Below are 16,494 nucleotides of genomic sequence, written 5' to 3'. Positions count from 1 at the left end.
ACTTGCACTTCTTTTTGTGTTTGTTGCATAGCAGGCTGCTGCGTAATTGGTGCTGATTGATACGTAACTTCTTCCTCGTCTTCTATTCCAAGCGGCGTTGGCGTTGCTGCAAATTCTTTTTGTTGCACTTCTTTTACGTATTGTTTTGGAGGTGCTGAACCTGCTCCAGCATGCTGTTTTACGTGTACACTGTTTGATGGTACTTTAATTTTCATACCTGGCATAATTAAATCTGGATTGCTAAGTTGTGTATTTGTTTTTTTCAACGTATCAAAATCCACTCCGTACTTTTTCGCAATTTTCCAAAGGGTATCCCCTTTTTGCACGATATGAATTTTCAAATTTTCCCCCTCCTGTATAACTTATCTATAAGTAACAAATCTCATGAAGTAACCCTTTCTAAATAACGTTAACCTCTTTTCACTTGTATCACTTCTTCGATTTTCAATATCATTAGAAGCGGAATAAGTATAAGATAATCGCAATGATTTCTTCAAAACAATGTATGCCCATTTTGTTCTCGTTATGATTATATGTACGAAAAAAAGCAACGGGAATCCGCTGCTTTACACACGCTCTAACATACGATTTAATGCAAGAACTGCCTCTTCAGTCACTTGTTTATCTACGCTAATAACGTTAATTTCTTCTCCTTTTTCTATCGTTTCAAGTGCCCATAATAAGTGCGGTAGGTCAATTCGGTTCATCGTTAAACACGGACACATAAACGGATTAAGTGAAACAATTTCTTTATCTGGATGTTGTTGAATAATTCGGTTCACTAAATTCATTTCTGTACCAATCGCCCATTTACTTCCGGATGGAGCCGCTTCAATCATATCAATAATGTATTTCGTTGAACCTGCATAATCCGAAGCAGCTACAACTTCGTAGCAACATTCTGGATGTACAATAATGTTCATGTCCGGCTGATTTTTCCGTACGTTCTCAATGTTTTTCACTGTAAAATTTTGATGAACAGAACAATGTCCTTTCCATAAAATCACTTGAATTTCTTCTATATCTCCCTCGTACTCTAATGAATCTGTATACGGATCCCATACTGCCATTTTATCTAACGGGATACCTAAGTCGTACGTTGTATTTCTTCCTAAATGTTGGTCCGGTAAAAAGACGAGACGCTCTTTTTGTGTAAACGCCCAAGATACCATTTGTTTTGCATTAGAAGAAGTTACTGTCGCTCCGCCATTACGACCGCAAAACGCTTTAATTGCAGCCGTAGAGTTTACATATGTTAACGGAATCATTGTATCTCCAAATAATTTTGTGAGCTCTTTCCACGCTCTTTCTGTTTGTTCGATATCTGCCATATCTGCCATCGAACACCCTGCACGCATATCTGGCAAAATAACGATTTGATCATCTGTCGTTAACATATCTGCTGTTTCTGCCATAAAGTGTACACCGCAAAATACAATATATTTCGCCTCTTTATTGCTCGCTGCAACTTGCGCAAGCTGAAGTGAATCTCCTGCTGCATCAGAAAATTGTACCACTTCATCTTTTTGGTAATGATGGCCTGGAATAAATAGTGTTTCCCCCATTTTTTCTTTAATTTCACGAACCCGCTTTTCCATATCTTCTGTTGACATCGTGTAATAACGCTCTGGTAACATCGTTTCAATCGGTTGTAATTTTTCTAAAATACTCATATTCCTTTCTCCCCCTCTAAGCCACTTTCCTTACGCCTCAATATTGAAACTAATATCAAGTGCTTTCACTGAATGTGTTAATGCTCCAAGTGAAATATAATCTACCCCTGTTTTTCCGTATTTCGATAAATCTTCAATTGTAATGCCTCCTGATGCTTCCGTAACGATGGCACTTGGTACAATCTTTGAAAACTCCCGAATCTCATCTGGCGTACGGTTATCAAACATAATAATATCTGCACCAGCAGCTACAGCTTCTCTCACTTGCTCCTCTGTTTCTGTTTCCACTTCTACTTTCACCATATGTCCTAACCTTTCTTTCACTGATGTAACAGCTTTCGTAATAGAACCAGCAAAAGCAATATGATTATCTTTGATCATGACACCGTCATATAGGCCGAAACGGTGATTAAATCCGCCTCCGCACACGACTGCATACTTATCAAACATACGTAGCCCTGGCATCGTTTTTCGCGTATCACAAATACGTGTATGGCTACTATCTAAGGCACGAACAGCCTCGTATGTCATTGTCGCTATCCCGCTCATACGCTGGATAACGTTTAATATAACGCGCTCTGCCGTTAATAACGATGCGATTGGTCCTTGGACAGTTGCAATTATTTCGCCTTTTTCTACAAGATCTCCATCTTTTTTATGAAGCTCCACTTCAATTCTCTCATCAATTAATTTAAACCCTTCTTCAATGACTAAACATCCCGCAAAGACCCCTGTATCCTTTGCAAGAAACGTTCCTTTTGAAAGTAAATTGTCTGGAAAAATAAGCTGAGATGTTACATCTCTTTCTCCTATATCTTCTAGAAAAAATCGATTCAATGCTTCTTTAACCTTTATCGTATTCATAAAGCCCCTCTTCCTCTCATTACACAAGTTGTAGTTTTCTTTTCACCCGAATGATCTCTTTTTTCACGCTATTTCTATGTGGATAATCACTTCGATAATGGCCACCAATGCTTTCTTCTCTTTGCAAAGCTGATACGACGATAAGCTCACAAACTGTTAACATATTCATAATCGTTATCTCTTCATTTGTAAGAGCATCATGTTGCAATATCATATTTCGAACACCGTACTTACTAAGCCATCTCTTTGCATAAGATAAACTTTGTTCTGTTCGCACAATCCCAACGTATTTCATCATACATTCTTGTATTTCTTCTTTCGCCGGCAAATGATTCAGAACGATAAACTTCTTTTCCTTCTCAGCAAAGTTGTTCAATCTGTCTTTTGTCGCTTTCGTTAAAAGATGCTGTCCTATTCTTTTTCCAAACACAAGACCTTCTAATAATGAATTACTCGCTAATCTATTTGCTCCATGAACACCGTTACAAGCTACTTCACCAACCGCATATAAATGTGGAATGGACGTCTCTCCATCACAGTTTGTTTTCACGCCGCCCATATGGAAATGAGCACCCGGTACGACCGGAATGCGTTTTTCATTTATATGAACACCATTCTTTTTACACAATGATGATACAGTCGGAAAACGTTCTTCAAAATTTTGGATAGACTCGATATTCAAATACACTTTTTCACCCGCCAAAAGCTGTTCATGAATCGCTCTTGCCACTACATCACGCGGTGCGAGATCATGATCTGGATGTATATCCATCATAAAACGCTGCCCTTTTCCGTTTATAAGGACAGCTCCTTCACCGCGGACAGCTTCAGAGACGAGGCCACAGCATCGCCCGCACGCATATAACATTGTTGGATGAAATTGTACAAACTCTAAATCTACGAGCTCTCCGCCTGCGCGGTATACCATCGCAAGTCCATCACCCGTAATTGTTTTATCATTAGAAGTAAAGGCGTATAAACCACCAACCCCGCCTGAGGCTAGCACAGTATAATCTGCATCATAACGCTTCAACTTCCCTTCACTATCTCGCGTTAAAACTCCAACACATTTTTCATTTTCTATAATAAAATCAAGCACCATTTCCTGTTCCACTACCGTAACGTGCGGTGCTACTTCTTGAATGAAATGCTCTAATAAATTCTTTCCTGTTGCATCGCCACCTGCATGTAAAATACGACGCTTCCGATGTGCACCTTCTTTTCCAAGGTGAGGGCCCGTTTCATCACCATCAAATTTCATTCCATTTTCAATGAGATGATTCATTTCTTTCGGTCCTTCTTCAACTAAATAACGAACCGCATCTTCATTGTTATAATGACATCCTGCTACTAACGTATCTTCAAAATGATCATTTGGATTGTCATATGTAGCTACGGCTGCGGCAATTCCACCTTGCGCTAAATATGTATTATTATTACGATTCGTTTCCTTTGTGATAATAATCACATTCTTTTCGTGACAAATCTCTTTTGCAACACGAAGTGCCGCAACGCCACTTCCAATAATTAAGACATCTGCACTTGGCATAATTGTTGCCTCCTACTTTACACTTTTCAACTGTCTTGACACCTATATTTACATAGTTTTAAAATAATGACAAGAGTTTTTTTATAATTCTTATTTTCACTACCATTTAAAAAAATAAAAGAAATGTAACTCTTACTAGAGAGAGGAACTTACATGATGATATATCTTGATTATGCAGCTACTACACCTATGAGCGCGGAAGCATTACAAACATATATGAAAGCGGCATCGCAATACTTCGGAAATGAACAAAGTTTACACGATATTGGAGGAACGGCCTCTTCTTTATTACAAGTTTGTAGAAAAACATTTGCTGAAATGATTGGTGGAAAGGAACAAGGGGTATTCTTCACGAGCGGTGGGTCAGAATCGAACTACCTTGCGATTCAGTCCCTTCTCAATGCCCAAAATAAGAAGCATATTATTACGACTCCTATGGAACATGCGTCCATTCGAAGTTATTTTCAATCCTTACAATCAAAAGGGTATACAATTACTGAAATTCCTGTTGATAAAAATGGACTCATTCGTTTAATAGATTTAGAAGCGGCTATTACAGAAGATACCATTCTAGCAAGTATACAGCACGGAAACTCTGAAATCGGAACCGTTCAAAATATCGCAGAGATCGGGGCACTTTTAAAAAAATATAACGTTTTATTTCATTCAGATTGTGTACAAACATTTGGTAAACTTCCTATCCATGTTTTTGAGATGGGGATTGATAGTCTTTCTGTTTCAGCACATAAAATATACGGACCAAAAGGTGTCGGCGCTTGCTATATAAATCCGCAAGTTCGCTGGACACAAATATTTCCGGGGACTTCTCACGAAAAAGGATTTCGTCCAGGTACAGTGAACGTTCCTGGCATCGCAGCTTTTTTAACAGCTGCTGAGAATATATTGAAAAATCAACAAGAAGAAAGTTTACGTTTTAAAGAGTTACGCTCTTACTTTTTAGAGCAAATACGAACACTTCCGCTAAAAATTAAAGTAGAAGGTCATTCTACTTCTTGTTTACCACATATTATTGGGGTTACAATAAAAGGAATAGAAGGTCAATATACAATGCTAGAATGTAATCGCCGCGGTATTGCCATTTCTACCGGAAGTGCTTGCCAAGTCGGTAAACAAGAACCTTCGAAAACAATGCTTGCAATTGGAAAAACGTATGAAGAGGCAAAACAATATGTCCGCTTCTCTTTCGGACACCAAACAACGAAAGATCAAATTGATACTACTATTCATGCACTACACACAATTGGAAATCAATTTTATAGAGGTGTTAAATCATAATGAAACAAAATGAACAAAAAAAGATTTTAGGTGAAGAAAGACGACAGCTTATCCTTCAGTGGCTTCTCGCTGCAAATGAACCGTTATCCGGGAATGAGCTATCGAAAAAAACGAATGTAAGTAGACAAGTTATCGTGCAAGATATTTCCTTGCTTAAAGCACGAAACGAACCGATCATTGCGACTGCTCAAGGCTATTTATATTTAAAACCACAAGAGAAACAACAAGCTTTCGAACGCGTAATTGTATGCCAACATAAACCAGCAGAAGTACGTCAAGAACTTACAATGCTTGTTGACCACGGCATCACGATTAAAGATGTAAAGGTTGAGCATCCTGTATACGGTGACTTAACAGCATCCATCATGGTAAGCAATCGCTTTGATGTAGAGCAATATTTACAAAAAATCGAAAACACAAATGCTTCCTATCTTTCGCAACTAACGGATGGTATTCACTTACATACAATTGAAGCAGATTCAAAAGAAAAGTTAGATGCAGCTTGCGAGGCACTAGATAAAGCAGGATTTCTCGTTTATTAATAGCAATTAGAGATATATTAAACGACAACTTATGTTGTTTAAAAAAACAGTTTTAAGGTGTATCAACACTTTAGTTGATACACCTATTTTTTATGACCTTTATCACCATATGCATCTAAGAAACAATTTACTTTAATATAACGCCGTTTCTTTAATTTTTAAAAAATAACGTAATATCAAACAACAATATTTTTTTGAAATTTAATAACTCAAATAAGACAAAGGACGTTGATTTCATCCGTTATTCTTCCTTCTATGAAAAACATCTTTAGATATATTTTAAAACAACAAAATAATAAATTCTCTATATTTTATTTATGCACGTCTCTTTTGGAATGCATTCAACCCATTTTCGCTTATCATTTGGAATACCGTTTTCCATACACTATAATTAGGGTTTGGTTCTTTTCCTTTTCCCATCAATTTGAATTGATGTTCATACCAAGTAAGCTCTAACATAGAAGATATTTTTTTATCTAGTCTTTTCAAACCTGTTCGAATTGGCTTGATCGTAACTGTGTGATAATTGCCATGAATAATCTGATTCGGAAAATCAGGGTTTAATGCAAATAGCTTTCCGACACCAACCATGTCTACAGCTCCACTTTCAATTGCCTCATTCATGCCTTCTTCGGAACGGAAACCACCTGTTACGATCAACACCGCTTGTACGAGTGTTCGAGCCTTTTGAGCATAATCTAAAAAATACGCCTCACGTTTTTTCGTACTTTCGCGTACCCCGTCAAACATCTTAGGATTTTCATAGTTCCCACCAGAAATTTCAATTAAATCCATACCCAAATCGTCCATTTTTTTTAGTACTTTCATCGATTCTTCCTCAGTGAAACCGCCGCGCTGAAAGTCGGCAGAATTTAGTTTTAATCCAATTGGAAATTCCTCACCGACTTGTTTACGAATTTCATAATATGTTTCAATTAAAAATTTCATACGCCCATTTAAATCTCCACCCCATTCATCTTGACGCTGATTATGGTGAGGTGATAAAAATTGATTAATTAAATAACCATGAGCGGCATGGATTTGAACACCAGTAAAACCAGCCTTTTTTGCAATACGAGCGGCATTGCCAAATCGTTTAATTAACTGCCAAATTTCACCTGATGTTAATTCTCTTGGTTTATTAAAGAAATCTTTAATATCACCCGTAAGTGGAATGGCGCTTGGCGCAACTGGATTTTTAGATAATGTTTTCGGGGATTGTTTACCAGGATGATTTATTTGCATCCAAAGCTGCGTACCATTTTGCGTACCAGATTTTGCCCATCTTTTTAAGATATCTAAATCACGCTCATCTTCAATAACGACATTTCCCGGTTCGCCAAGTGCCTCACGATCAATCATGACATTGCCAGTCATAAGTAAACCAGCCCCGCCTTGCGCCCAACGACCGTATAGCTTTACTAGCTCTTCCGTTGGATTATTGTTTTTTGTAGCCATTGTTTCACTCATCGCAGCTTTATAAAAACGGTTTTTCACAGTGAATTTAGTTGATCTATTCATCGGCGTATTTAAAAGAGTCTTTTTCATTTTTTGTATCCTTTCTTTATTTATCCCGCTTTAATGGGCAGTAAGACCCCCACCTCAAAATTCAGCGAAAACAAAGAAGTTAGGTGAGGGGACGGGTTGCCCATTAAAGTCCGATTGGTGAGGGCTGATAATCAGTGGGGATGAAGAACCCCCCCACTAATTAAAGTTTCACTTTATTTGATGGCTCCCAATGCTCAGCAATGTAATCATCCATATTTTGAAGTAAATTCTTTACCATTTTTAAATTATTATTTTCAGGGTCAATGTAATAGAAATTCATCGTCGCAACACGTCTTACATTGACAACCTTTGCATCTTTCAGCACTTTTATATGATGGGAAACTGCAGGACGTGATAAATGTGTTTTACGTGTGATTTCGCCTACTCTCATTCCATCTTCACAGCCTGCTGCAATAAGGGTAATAATAATTGATTGTCGTGTAGAATCCCCAATTGCTGTTAAGACAGTTTGACATGCCTTAAAATCGTCTGTTAATTTAATTAACTTTTCTACATTCTTCATCCACTGCATCTCCTTTCGTTCAATCAATTAAACCATTCAAATCTTATCATAAATATTTCACGAATAATCATTGGGAAAGAAAATGGAGACCATTGAAATAAGGTTCATTGGCTCAACATATACAAATTAAAAGTATTTGTGATACGATGCTTTAACAAACATTACTGAAATAATCATTTGTTAAGCAATGTTAAGTTGTTTTGTAAAAGAGGGTTATAGTAACGACAAGTAAGGAATATATGTAATTACAATTCCAAAAGTTGCATGAAGACATACGCGCTGGAAATATCTCTAAATAGGAGAGTAAAGGGGCTTTGACAGAAACATTAGTAAAGTTTTATACTAAATAAACATCTAAACGTTCGAACAATTAAACAGGGAGAGGTATCATGAGCAAAAAAACAATAAGCATATTAAGAGAATGTACCCCTATTTTTTCAATTCTGCAGGATTTAAATCGTCAAGACATATTGGTGTTACTGTATGATGAAGGAGAAATGTCTGTAAATCAGATAGTAGACCGACTTTCTTTATCTAGACCAGCTATTTCACACCACTTAAAGCATCTTTTAAACGCAAATCTCGTTACTGTTCAAAAACGTGCTACGGAAAGGTATTATGCTCTTTCTCTTGACAACTCCATTGTATTATTAAAACAACTAATTGAATCATTAGAAACCGATAACCAATTAAAGAAGTAATTAACAAAATAATATGCACAAGAATAAAAGTAGTATTTTACAATGCTACTTTTTTTACAAAGTGAATCAGAAAGTATTTATTGACAAAAATAAAAGAGTCAAATAATATTTTACTTACGAAACGTTCGGATGTTCGAACGTTCGAACTTAGTGACTTTCGAAAATTATTTTTAACATGATAAGGAGGAAACGAAATGACATACAGTAAACAAAACGAATGGCGTGAAATACAAGCCTATTTACCTAAAAAATATCACTTTACAGATAATTATCATCCAACAGAAGAATGGTGGAATTGGAAAGGACATGAGGTACATTTAGATTGTTTTCGGAATGAAAAGGCTCCTGTTAAAGTTATTTTATTACATGGAGTAGGTACGAACGGTAGACAGATGTCGATGATTTTAGGTGGTCCACTTTCAAAAGATGGCTTTGAAACAATCGCTATTGACATGCCTACTTATGGCGTTACAAAAGTAAAAGAAGGATCCGTAGTAAAGTATGATGATTGGGTCGATTTAGCATGTGATTATATCGACTATGAACAAAAACGTGATGATAGACCTATTGTACTGTACGGCTTAAGTGCAGGTGGGATGGAAACTTACCACGTTGCTGCAAAAAATAAGAAAGTTAAAGGAATCATTGGTATGACATTCCTAGATCAAAAAAATCAACAAGTTCGTGACGAAACAGCTAAAAATCTCGTTATGAGTCGTGTTGGAATACCTATGGCAGGCATTGCATGTAACATAGGACTTGAAAACTTTAAGATGAAAATGAGTACAGCTTCTAAAATGAGTGCCTTATGTAATAATGAAAAAGTAATGGAAATATTTAATCGTGATAAGACATCTGCTGCGAATAAAGCAAGCATGAGATTCTTAGACAGTTATGGTAATTACCAGCCTGCAATGGAACCAGAGGATTTTGATATATGTCCTATTCTTTTAACACAACCTGAGCAAGATAAATGGACACCATTACATTTAAGCACTCCATTCCTAAACAAAATAAAAAAAGTAGATGTAAAAATAGTCATGTTAGAAAATGGGGGGCATTATCCAGTGGAACAACCTGCATTAGATCAAATGCATGACGCTATTGTAGAATTTATTTATAAAGTTACAAAATAAACCTATTTATATAAATAAAAATATCAAGAAAAACAAATATTAGCTCGACACCCTTTCGTGTATAGATTTTTTATAGCAAGTCCATTTCATCTAGTAATAAACAAGAACCCAATTTCCCTATTTTAATATGGGAATTGGGTTCTTTTAACATTTAACCCCCCTTATCTTATTGCATGAAATCCATATTGTTTTGGCAGTGCCTCAACTTCATTTTTCTTTTCTTTCAGAAAAATCCACCATATTCTGCGATTTTATTTTTTAAAATGATATAATATTGTAATCAATTGTAAAGGAGATTTCATATGGGAATTGAACTCGTTCACTTTAGCATTGGCAAACCGAAACAAATGAAATATAGCGAAGATAAAGAAATGATTACCGGTATATGTAAAGAACTTACCGAAGAAGCTTTCCTATCAAAAGATGGCTTCCTTGGTGATGATGTAGCAGATTTAAAACACCATGGTGGACCTGATCGCGCCGTTTGCGTGTATCCACACGAGCATTACGCACTATGGGAAGAGGAATTTCAAACAACACTCCCAGCTTCTGCATTTGGCGAAAACATTACTGTAACAAATATGTTAGAGCGTGATGTTTGCATCGGAGATACATACAAATTGGGTGAAGCAATCATTCAGGTGACACAAGCAAGAGTACCTTGTAGCACGATTTCAAAACGCCTCGGCATTCCTGGCATACTGCCGCGCATTGTAGCAACTGGATTTACTGGCTACCTATGCCGCGTTCTTCAGGAAGGTACTGTACGTAAAGATTCAAAAATCACATTACTAGAGCGTCAACCGAGCAATGTTTCTGTCTTGTTCTCTAACGAAATTTATTTTCATAATAGAAAAGATAGAGATGGCATCGAAAAAATTCTTGCTGTTCCAGAACTAGCTGACGTTTGGCGTGGTCAATTAGAAGATCGTCTCGCGAAGTTAAAATAAAGAATCCCACCATTTATAGGTGGGATTTTATTTATCTATCACACGGTATAACCTAACTCCCCCTTATAACCAATAAGAAGAATAACTCCCCAGCACCGTAACAGAAAAACCAAGTGCTTCAAGTTCCATCGTTACGCCTGGCAATAATACGTCATCGTATGCTTTATCGACATCGATTAAGAAAAAGTAATTTCCAAGTCCTGTTTTCATCGGGCGCGATTCGATTTTAGATAAGTTTAATTTTCTCCATGCGAAAGCCGATAACACTTGATATAGTGCCCCTGCATAATCTGCAGGTAACGTTATCATAAGCGTCGTTTTCTCTCCGCGGTTTTCTCCGTTATTTGAGAGTATTGCTTTCTTTTTCTTATGCAGAACGAGGAAACGTGTATGATTGTTTTTATGCGTATGAATACCACTTCTTACAATCGTTAATCCGTATTTTTCTGCAGCCGCTTCATTTGCAATAGCCGCAATTTTTTCTTCAGGATGTTCTTTCACATATTGCGCTGCAGCACTTGTTGATGTCATATCTCGGGCAGTTACCCCTTTTAATTCTTCATTTAAAAACTTATGACATTGTGCAATAGCATGCGGATGAGAATGCACTGCATATACTTCTTCCCACACTTCTGCATACTGCGGATGTACAAGTAAATGTTGCTGAATTGGCACTGTAATTTCTCCTACAATAGAAAGTGGTTGCTCATGTACAAGATAATCAACCGTTATATTCACTGAACCTTCTATGGCATTTTCTAGTGGTACCACTGCATAATCTACATTTCCATTTGCAGCTGCATCAATACAGTCTGGAATCGTTCGATACGGTACATGCTCTGCTTCCGGAAAAAAACGACTCACCGCCATATTTGTAAATGTTGCTTCTGGTCCTAAATATCCTACTCGAATCATCGTCTTTTCCCCCCTTTTTCGTTTTCTTACTGTTATACCATACTTTTTTATATTCTTCTATGTAAACTTCGAATATTAAAAAAAGACTAGCATTTACTAGTCTAAATGTTTCTTATATTCTCTTTGAGCGAAAAAGAAATACATGATGCATGCGGCGATATAAAATAGAATAAACAAAGCTACTTTTCTTAATGAACCATCCATAAAAATCGTTTTATGAAACGTATATAACGCAACTGCACTATGCATACTCCCTACTATAATTGGTGCAAAAAATAGCATACACAATTGCCAGCGAGAAATCTTCCACACTTCTTCTTTCGTCATTCCAAGCTTAGATAGCGCTTCGTACTGCTTTCTATCTGATGAAATATTATGAAACCATTTAAAATATACGATACTACATGAAGTAAGAAAGAATAATATACTAATGAATGAGCCTACAAATAGAGTAATATCGCCGAACTCTTTCATATTCACATATAACTCCATATTACTTCGAAATGCGTTATTATCATCTTGTTTTATATGTTTCCGTAAAGCTTCATTTAATTTTTTCGTATTTTCGATATTTGGTAATGTGTATCCTCTATACATCATTTTTTCAGAATCCGGAACCTTATTTGCTATTCTGTCAAAATCTTCATCATTCATAACGAAGAACAGACCATTAATGTACGAAGGATGATGGTTAAATTGAACCCCTTCTTTCTGACCGTTAAATACGAATTGATATGGTCGATTCATTACTTGCAATTGAATCTCTTTTTGATTATATACATTCGAATTATTGTATTTATTATAATAAACGAGTGTCACTGTACCTTTTTTAGGATGATACGTTTTCTGTTTTTGTTTTCTTGCCTCTCGATTGTATTCACTTTGTTTAATGAGTGGCGCTACTTCTGTTTCCCCCTTATTGGTCTGAAAAGATGCATACACTCCAACAAAACTCATAAATTGAAAATCATCATATCCATATTGGTGCAATAATTGTTCAACCGTTCCCTCCGCAAAGACTTCATGAGAAGAAGCACCTTTTTCTATGTAAGAAAATGAGTGCACGCCCCCACCACGCCACATATCTTGCATACCAGAAAAATATAAGAACACCGTACCTGTTGCTGTAACTACAAACGTCGTTGCCATAGACATCAGAAAGAAAAAGCGACCATTTTCCTTCATTCGATGTGACAATTGATTCACTATAAATAAGTACGGATATGTATACATAATCTTTTTATTTCGTTTTATTATTTCTAATATTTGAGCAGTGCCGTGTGTAAAAGAAAAATACGTTCCGAAAAAGACAAGTATAGACACAGGGAAAAAATAGAACGCTATCGTTAGTATCGTCGCTTGTAACGCTAACGCATATCCTATACCTAAACAAATAAAGCCAAATATACAAAGCCACATTGATGTTTTCTTCTCTTTTTTATCTGCTCGAAATTCTTTCAATAACCGAATGATTTTTATATTCCATATACGTAAAGCACTTATAAATGATAAGAAAACAAACACGAACATATACGCAATAAACGTTCCCCCAATCGCTCTCACGTCAAATATGACAGGGAGTTCTTTCGGAAGTCCCAGTAACATACTAAACACCATAAAGAAGAGCTTTAAAAAAATCATACCAAGCCCAATACCAAATATATTAGCAAATACTCCGATCAATATTTGCTCGGTCATAATCACTCCTATTACGTTAGACTTCGTCGCTCCCATTAACATATATAACCCTAATTCTTTCTTACGTGCCTCTATGAAAATAGAAGTAGAGTACAAAATAAATATGACGAAAAAAGAAGTAATTATAACATTACATATAATAAGCCCCCAGCGTACGTTTTGATACCACAGTGTCTCTTGCATATACGGATGTACAATGACAGACATGTATGCAAAAGACGCAAATATTGCAAAACAACTACTTAAGAAAAACACTTTATAATTACGCCAATTTCCTTTTATATTTTGCAGCGCTAGTTGCCGAATGTTCATCTATCGTCCCCCTATAACTTACTACATAGGCAAAAAGCTAGAGGTTTCTCTAGCTTTGCACGTGTTTCAAATATCCTCTTTGCGCGATTATAAAATAAATCGCAGAAGCTACAATGTATGCTCCAATTACAATCGCACCTGATTTCCATAAATCGAGATAAAGCATTTTCCCTAGCGTATGAAGAGCAAATCCACTATGAATAGCGCCGATGACAATTGGGATAAAGAAGATAACACCCATTTGTCGAATTGCAATTTTACGAATTTCTTTATCTGTCATACCGATTCTCTTTAACGATTTAAATTGAATACGATCTTGTTCTTTATCGTTAAACCATTTAAAGTATGTCATACTACAAGCAAAGAAGAAGAATAGTACAGCTACGAAGAAACCAATAAACATTGTAATTGCCCCTGATTCCCTTATATTTTTATAAGCGAGCACTGAGTTATGCAATTCCTCTTGCTTATCTGGTGCAATTTCCTTTTTCAAATCTAACACAAGATCTTCTGTACTTTTCCAGTCTTCTATATAATAACCGTAATATTTCGTCTTTTCTTCATCTGGTACGAGCTTTGCGTATTCCTCAAAATCTTGATCATTTACAATGAGATATTCACTATCATTAAAAACAGAAAATGAAGTTGGCTGATTTAATTGAACAGACTGCGTTTGTCCGTTCATTTTAAATTCATACGGTTTCGCAAGATCTACCTTCATCATATCGTTCGCCATATCCGTTATGACCATCGTTGCACTACCAGGTGCATTATGAACTTCTCTAACTTGCTCTCTTTTTTGTTTACGTACTTCAGCGTTATATTCTTTTTCTGAAACAATCGCCATTGGCATCTCATGTTCACTGTTAAACATCGTCATTTTTTGAGTTCCAGGAAGTTTTACGTACGTTACTTCTCGCGCTTCTTCAAATCCGTGTTTTTTTATTAATTCTTTTGCTTTTCCTTCTTTGATGACATTATGCGTATGTATTCCCTTTTCCTCATACGAAATAGCATGCGGGGTACTAGTTACTGCCTTATAGCTCATATCTTCAAAGAATACATACAGTGTACCGACTGCTGAAGATACAACCGCCGTAATGATAGAAATTACAAATAGAAAACGAGCATTATCTTTCATTTTATAAATAAGATTGCTAAGTACGAACATATTTGGATATGTATAAAAAGATTTTTTTCGTTTTTGTAACGCCTTTAATACGACTGTACTACCTTGTGTAAACAGCAAATAAGTTCCGCCTATCGTCAGCCCTACAATCGGTAAAAACAGAATGATAAAATTCATAAATGTTACTTGGAAGCTAAGTACATATGCAACAATAATACATCCTATACCAACTATGCATAACCATGTAAATGCAAAAGGCTCTACTTTTTGCTTTCTTGCTTCTCTTAATAAATCAATAATTTGCAAGCGTCCTACTGTCCAAACGCTAAACAATGATAAGATTAAAAATAAAATAAAGTATACACCTGCTGTAATCAAAACCGCTTTACTATTCCATACGAGTGGAAGTGTTTTATCTATTTTCAATATTACGCTTAATGCTTGGAAGAATAATTTGGAACAAAGCATACCAAGTCCAATACCTACTACAATTGCAATACTACCTAACATAAGCTGTTCTAATATAATCATTCGGCCAAGCTGAGATTTTGTTCCGCCTATTAATGTTAATAGACCAAACTCTTTTTTCCTTGCTCGTAAAAATGTTGAATTTGCATATAAAATAAAGAGTGCTGAGAAGATGACTACAATATAATTCATCGATTCTAACCCTTTTGAAATCATCTCCCTCATACTAATATTACCGCCTACAACATCTGGATGATAAATAAAGGAAGCATACATGAAAAATACGACTATCGATAAACAACTACTTATAAGAAACGCTTTATAGTTACGCCAATTTCCTTTTACGTTATTAAGCGCGAGCTGGCGAAAGTTCATGATATTCTCCTCCTAGCATCGCAAGTACGTCCAGAATTTCTTGGAAAAAGGCTTGTTTCGTTCTTCCCTTATGTATTTCTGAGAAAATCTCTCCATCACGTATGAAAAGAATACGTTCGCAATAACTCGCCGCTACTGGATCATGCGTTACCATTGCAATTGTCACTTTCTTTTGTTCATGTAAGTCTTGCAACGCGCTCATTAATGATTTTGCTGACTTAGAATCTAAGTTTCCAGTTGGCTCATCTGCTAAAATTAACGTCGGTTCATGAATGATCGCTCTCGCAGCTGCTGCACGTTGTTGTTGGCCACCTGATACTTCATATACCTTTTTATTTAAAATGCCCTCGATATTTAAAAACTTTGCAATCTCAAGCACTTTTGCATCGATTTCATTTACAGATTTCTTCGCCATTACAAGTGGTAAAATGATATTTTCTTTAATCGATAACGTATCAAGTAAGTTAAAATCTTGGAAAATGAATCCTAAATGTGTACGGCGAAACTCCGCTAATTTTGCAGCACGCATTTGATTAATTTCTTCCCCATTTACAAGCACATGACCTGAAGTTTGCTTATCAATTGTTGCTAATAAATTTAAAAGCGTTGTTTTCCCGCTCCCTGAAGGACCCATAATCCCTACAAATTCGCCTTCTTCTATTTTAAAATTTATATCGTTTAAAGCAGTCGTCGCTACTGAACCTTTTGATTGGTACACCTTCGTTAATCCTTTTACTTCAAGAACACTCATTTCTAATCCCCCTATGTGTTTTCTTCTTACATTTACTATAAGAAAAATAAGAAAAAGAAACGAG

15 protein-coding genes are annotated in these 16,494 nt (G+C 36.1%); 5 read left to right on the top strand and 10 right to left on the bottom strand.

Annotated elements, in window-relative coordinates:
- From safA to nadB, 4 genes are all read right to left on the bottom strand, one after another.
- Positions 1-341: SafA/ExsA family spore coat assembly protein (safA, locus tag MR083_RS18090; protein ID WP_242269677.1), on the bottom strand; the 341-nt coding region annotated here is incomplete at its 3' end.
- 225 nt (positions 342-566) lie between these two features.
- Complete coding sequence (gene nadA, locus MR083_RS18085) at positions 567-1,673, bottom strand: quinolinate synthase NadA (protein ID WP_242269676.1); 1,107 nt, start codon at positions 1,671-1,673, stop codon at positions 567-569.
- A gap of 30 nt (positions 1,674-1,703) precedes the next feature.
- Positions 1,704-2,537 carry a carboxylating nicotinate-nucleotide diphosphorylase gene (gene nadC, locus MR083_RS18080; RefSeq protein ID WP_139866533.1) on the bottom strand — a complete coding sequence of 278 codons (834 nt, stop codon included), beginning with the start codon at positions 2,535-2,537 and terminating at the stop codon, positions 1,704-1,706.
- 19 nt (positions 2,538-2,556) lie between these two features.
- Complete coding sequence (gene nadB / locus MR083_RS18075) at positions 2,557-4,086, bottom strand: L-aspartate oxidase (protein ID WP_139866532.1); 1,530 nt, start codon at positions 4,084-4,086, stop codon at positions 2,557-2,559.
- A gap of 153 nt (positions 4,087-4,239) precedes the next feature.
- Between nadB and MR083_RS18070 the strand changes: the two genes are divergently transcribed.
- A complete protein-coding gene (locus MR083_RS18070; protein ID WP_139866531.1) occupies positions 4,240-5,382 on the top strand; it encodes an IscS subfamily cysteine desulfurase in 1,143 nt (380 codons plus the stop codon).
- Entirely contained in the window at positions 5,382-5,924 is a 543-nt protein-coding gene (locus MR083_RS18065; protein ID WP_000812271.1) for a transcription repressor NadR, read from the top strand. Before MR083_RS18070 ends, MR083_RS18065 begins: the two co-directional genes overlap by 1 nt.
- A 315-nt stretch (positions 5,925-6,239) precedes the next feature.
- Here MR083_RS18065 and MR083_RS18060 read toward each other — a convergent pair whose 3' ends face one another.
- Complete coding sequence (locus tag MR083_RS18060) at positions 6,240-7,472, bottom strand: NADH:flavin oxidoreductase/NADH oxidase family protein (RefSeq protein WP_242269675.1); 1,233 nt, start codon at positions 7,470-7,472, stop codon at positions 6,240-6,242.
- A gap of 160 nt (positions 7,473-7,632) precedes the next feature.
- Entirely contained in the window at positions 7,633-7,995 is a 363-nt protein-coding gene (locus MR083_RS18055; RefSeq protein ID WP_139866529.1) for an ArsR/SmtB family transcription factor, read from the bottom strand.
- A 389-nt stretch (positions 7,996-8,384) separates the two neighbouring features.
- Between MR083_RS18055 and MR083_RS18050 the strand changes: the two genes are divergently transcribed.
- The 3 genes from MR083_RS18050 (at position 8,385) to MR083_RS18040 (ending at position 10,782) form a co-directional block, all read left to right on the top strand.
- Positions 8,385-8,696, top strand: coding sequence for an ArsR/SmtB family transcription factor (locus MR083_RS18050; RefSeq protein ID WP_000039471.1), 312 nt, complete (start codon positions 8,385-8,387; stop codon positions 8,694-8,696).
- Positions 8,697-8,890: 194 nt separating this feature from the next.
- Positions 8,891-9,832, top strand: a complete 942-nt coding sequence (locus MR083_RS18045) for an alpha/beta hydrolase (RefSeq protein WP_139866528.1) — start codon at positions 8,891-8,893, stop codon at positions 9,830-9,832.
- A 302-nt stretch (positions 9,833-10,134) separates the two neighbouring features.
- Positions 10,135-10,782: an MOSC domain-containing protein gene (locus tag MR083_RS18040; RefSeq protein WP_139866527.1), complete on the top strand. Its 648-nt coding sequence runs from the start codon at positions 10,135-10,137 to the stop codon at positions 10,780-10,782.
- Between the two features lie 63 nt (positions 10,783-10,845).
- Here the strand turns inward: MR083_RS18040 and pheA are convergent, their stop codons facing one another.
- From pheA to MR083_RS18020, 4 genes are all read right to left on the bottom strand, one after another.
- Positions 10,846-11,697 (bottom strand): prephenate dehydratase, encoded by an 852-nt coding sequence (pheA, locus tag MR083_RS18035; protein WP_242269674.1) that lies wholly within the window; start codon positions 11,695-11,697, stop codon positions 10,846-10,848.
- Positions 11,698-11,793: 96 nt separating this feature from the next.
- A complete protein-coding gene (locus MR083_RS18030) occupies positions 11,794-13,707 on the bottom strand; it encodes an ABC transporter permease (protein ID WP_242269673.1) in 1,914 nt (637 codons plus the stop codon).
- Positions 13,708-13,756: 49 nt separating this feature from the next.
- Positions 13,757-15,679 carry an ABC transporter permease gene (locus tag MR083_RS18025; protein WP_242269672.1) on the bottom strand — a complete coding sequence of 641 codons (1,923 nt, stop codon included), beginning with the start codon at positions 15,677-15,679 and terminating at the stop codon, positions 13,757-13,759.
- The gene (locus MR083_RS18020; RefSeq protein ID WP_000114533.1) at positions 15,654-16,430 is read right to left on the bottom strand and encodes an ABC transporter ATP-binding protein; all 777 of its coding nucleotides are present in this window, start codon (positions 16,428-16,430) and stop codon (positions 15,654-15,656) included. The genes MR083_RS18025 and MR083_RS18020 overlap by 26 nt, the downstream gene beginning before the upstream one ends.
- Positions 16,431-16,494 lie beyond the last annotated feature (64 nt).

The organism is Bacillus cereus group sp. BfR-BA-01408 (assembly GCF_022663305.1).
Taxonomy (GTDB): domain Bacteria; phylum Bacillota; class Bacilli; order Bacillales; family Bacillaceae_G; genus Bacillus_A; species Bacillus_A pacificus.
The sequence above is the reverse complement of the archived record's forward strand: the minus strand, read 5'-3'. Positions and strand labels throughout refer to the sequence as shown.

Bases quoted from the DNA above. Each gene is read 5' to 3' on its own strand.
- nadA (WP_242269676.1), bottom strand. From the start codon at position 1,673: ATGAGTATTTTAGAAAAATTACAACCGATTGAAACGATGTTACCAGAG.
- nadC (WP_139866533.1), bottom strand. From the start codon at position 2,537: ATGAATACGATAAAGGTTAAAGAAGCATTGAATCGATTTTTTCTAGAA.
- nadB (WP_139866532.1), bottom strand. From the start codon at position 4,086: ATGCCAAGTGCAGATGTCTTAATTATTGGAAGTGGCGTTGCGGCACTT.
- MR083_RS18070 (WP_139866531.1), top strand. From the start codon at position 4,240: ATGATGATATATCTTGATTATGCAGCTACTACACCTATGAGCGCGGAA.
- MR083_RS18065 (WP_000812271.1), top strand. From the start codon at position 5,382: ATGAAACAAAATGAACAAAAAAAGATTTTAGGTGAAGAAAGACGACAG.
- MR083_RS18060 (WP_242269675.1), bottom strand. From the start codon at position 7,472: ATGAAAAAGACTCTTTTAAATACGCCGATGAATAGATCAACTAAATTC.
- MR083_RS18055 (WP_139866529.1), bottom strand. From the start codon at position 7,995: ATGAAGAATGTAGAAAAGTTAATTAAATTAACAGACGATTTTAAGGCA.
- MR083_RS18050 (WP_000039471.1), top strand. From the start codon at position 8,385: ATGAGCAAAAAAACAATAAGCATATTAAGAGAATGTACCCCTATTTTT.
- MR083_RS18045 (WP_139866528.1), top strand. From the start codon at position 8,891: ATGACATACAGTAAACAAAACGAATGGCGTGAAATACAAGCCTATTTA.
- MR083_RS18040 (WP_139866527.1), top strand. From the start codon at position 10,135: ATGGGAATTGAACTCGTTCACTTTAGCATTGGCAAACCGAAACAAATG.
- pheA (WP_242269674.1), bottom strand. From the start codon at position 11,697: ATGATTCGAGTAGGATATTTAGGACCAGAAGCAACATTTACAAATATG.
- MR083_RS18030 (WP_242269673.1), bottom strand. From the start codon at position 13,707: ATGAACATTCGGCAACTAGCGCTGCAAAATATAAAAGGAAATTGGCGT.
- MR083_RS18025 (WP_242269672.1), bottom strand. From the start codon at position 15,679: ATGAACTTTCGCCAGCTCGCGCTTAATAACGTAAAAGGAAATTGGCGT.
- MR083_RS18020 (WP_000114533.1), bottom strand. From the start codon at position 16,430: ATGAGTGTTCTTGAAGTAAAAGGATTAACGAAGGTGTACCAATCAAAA.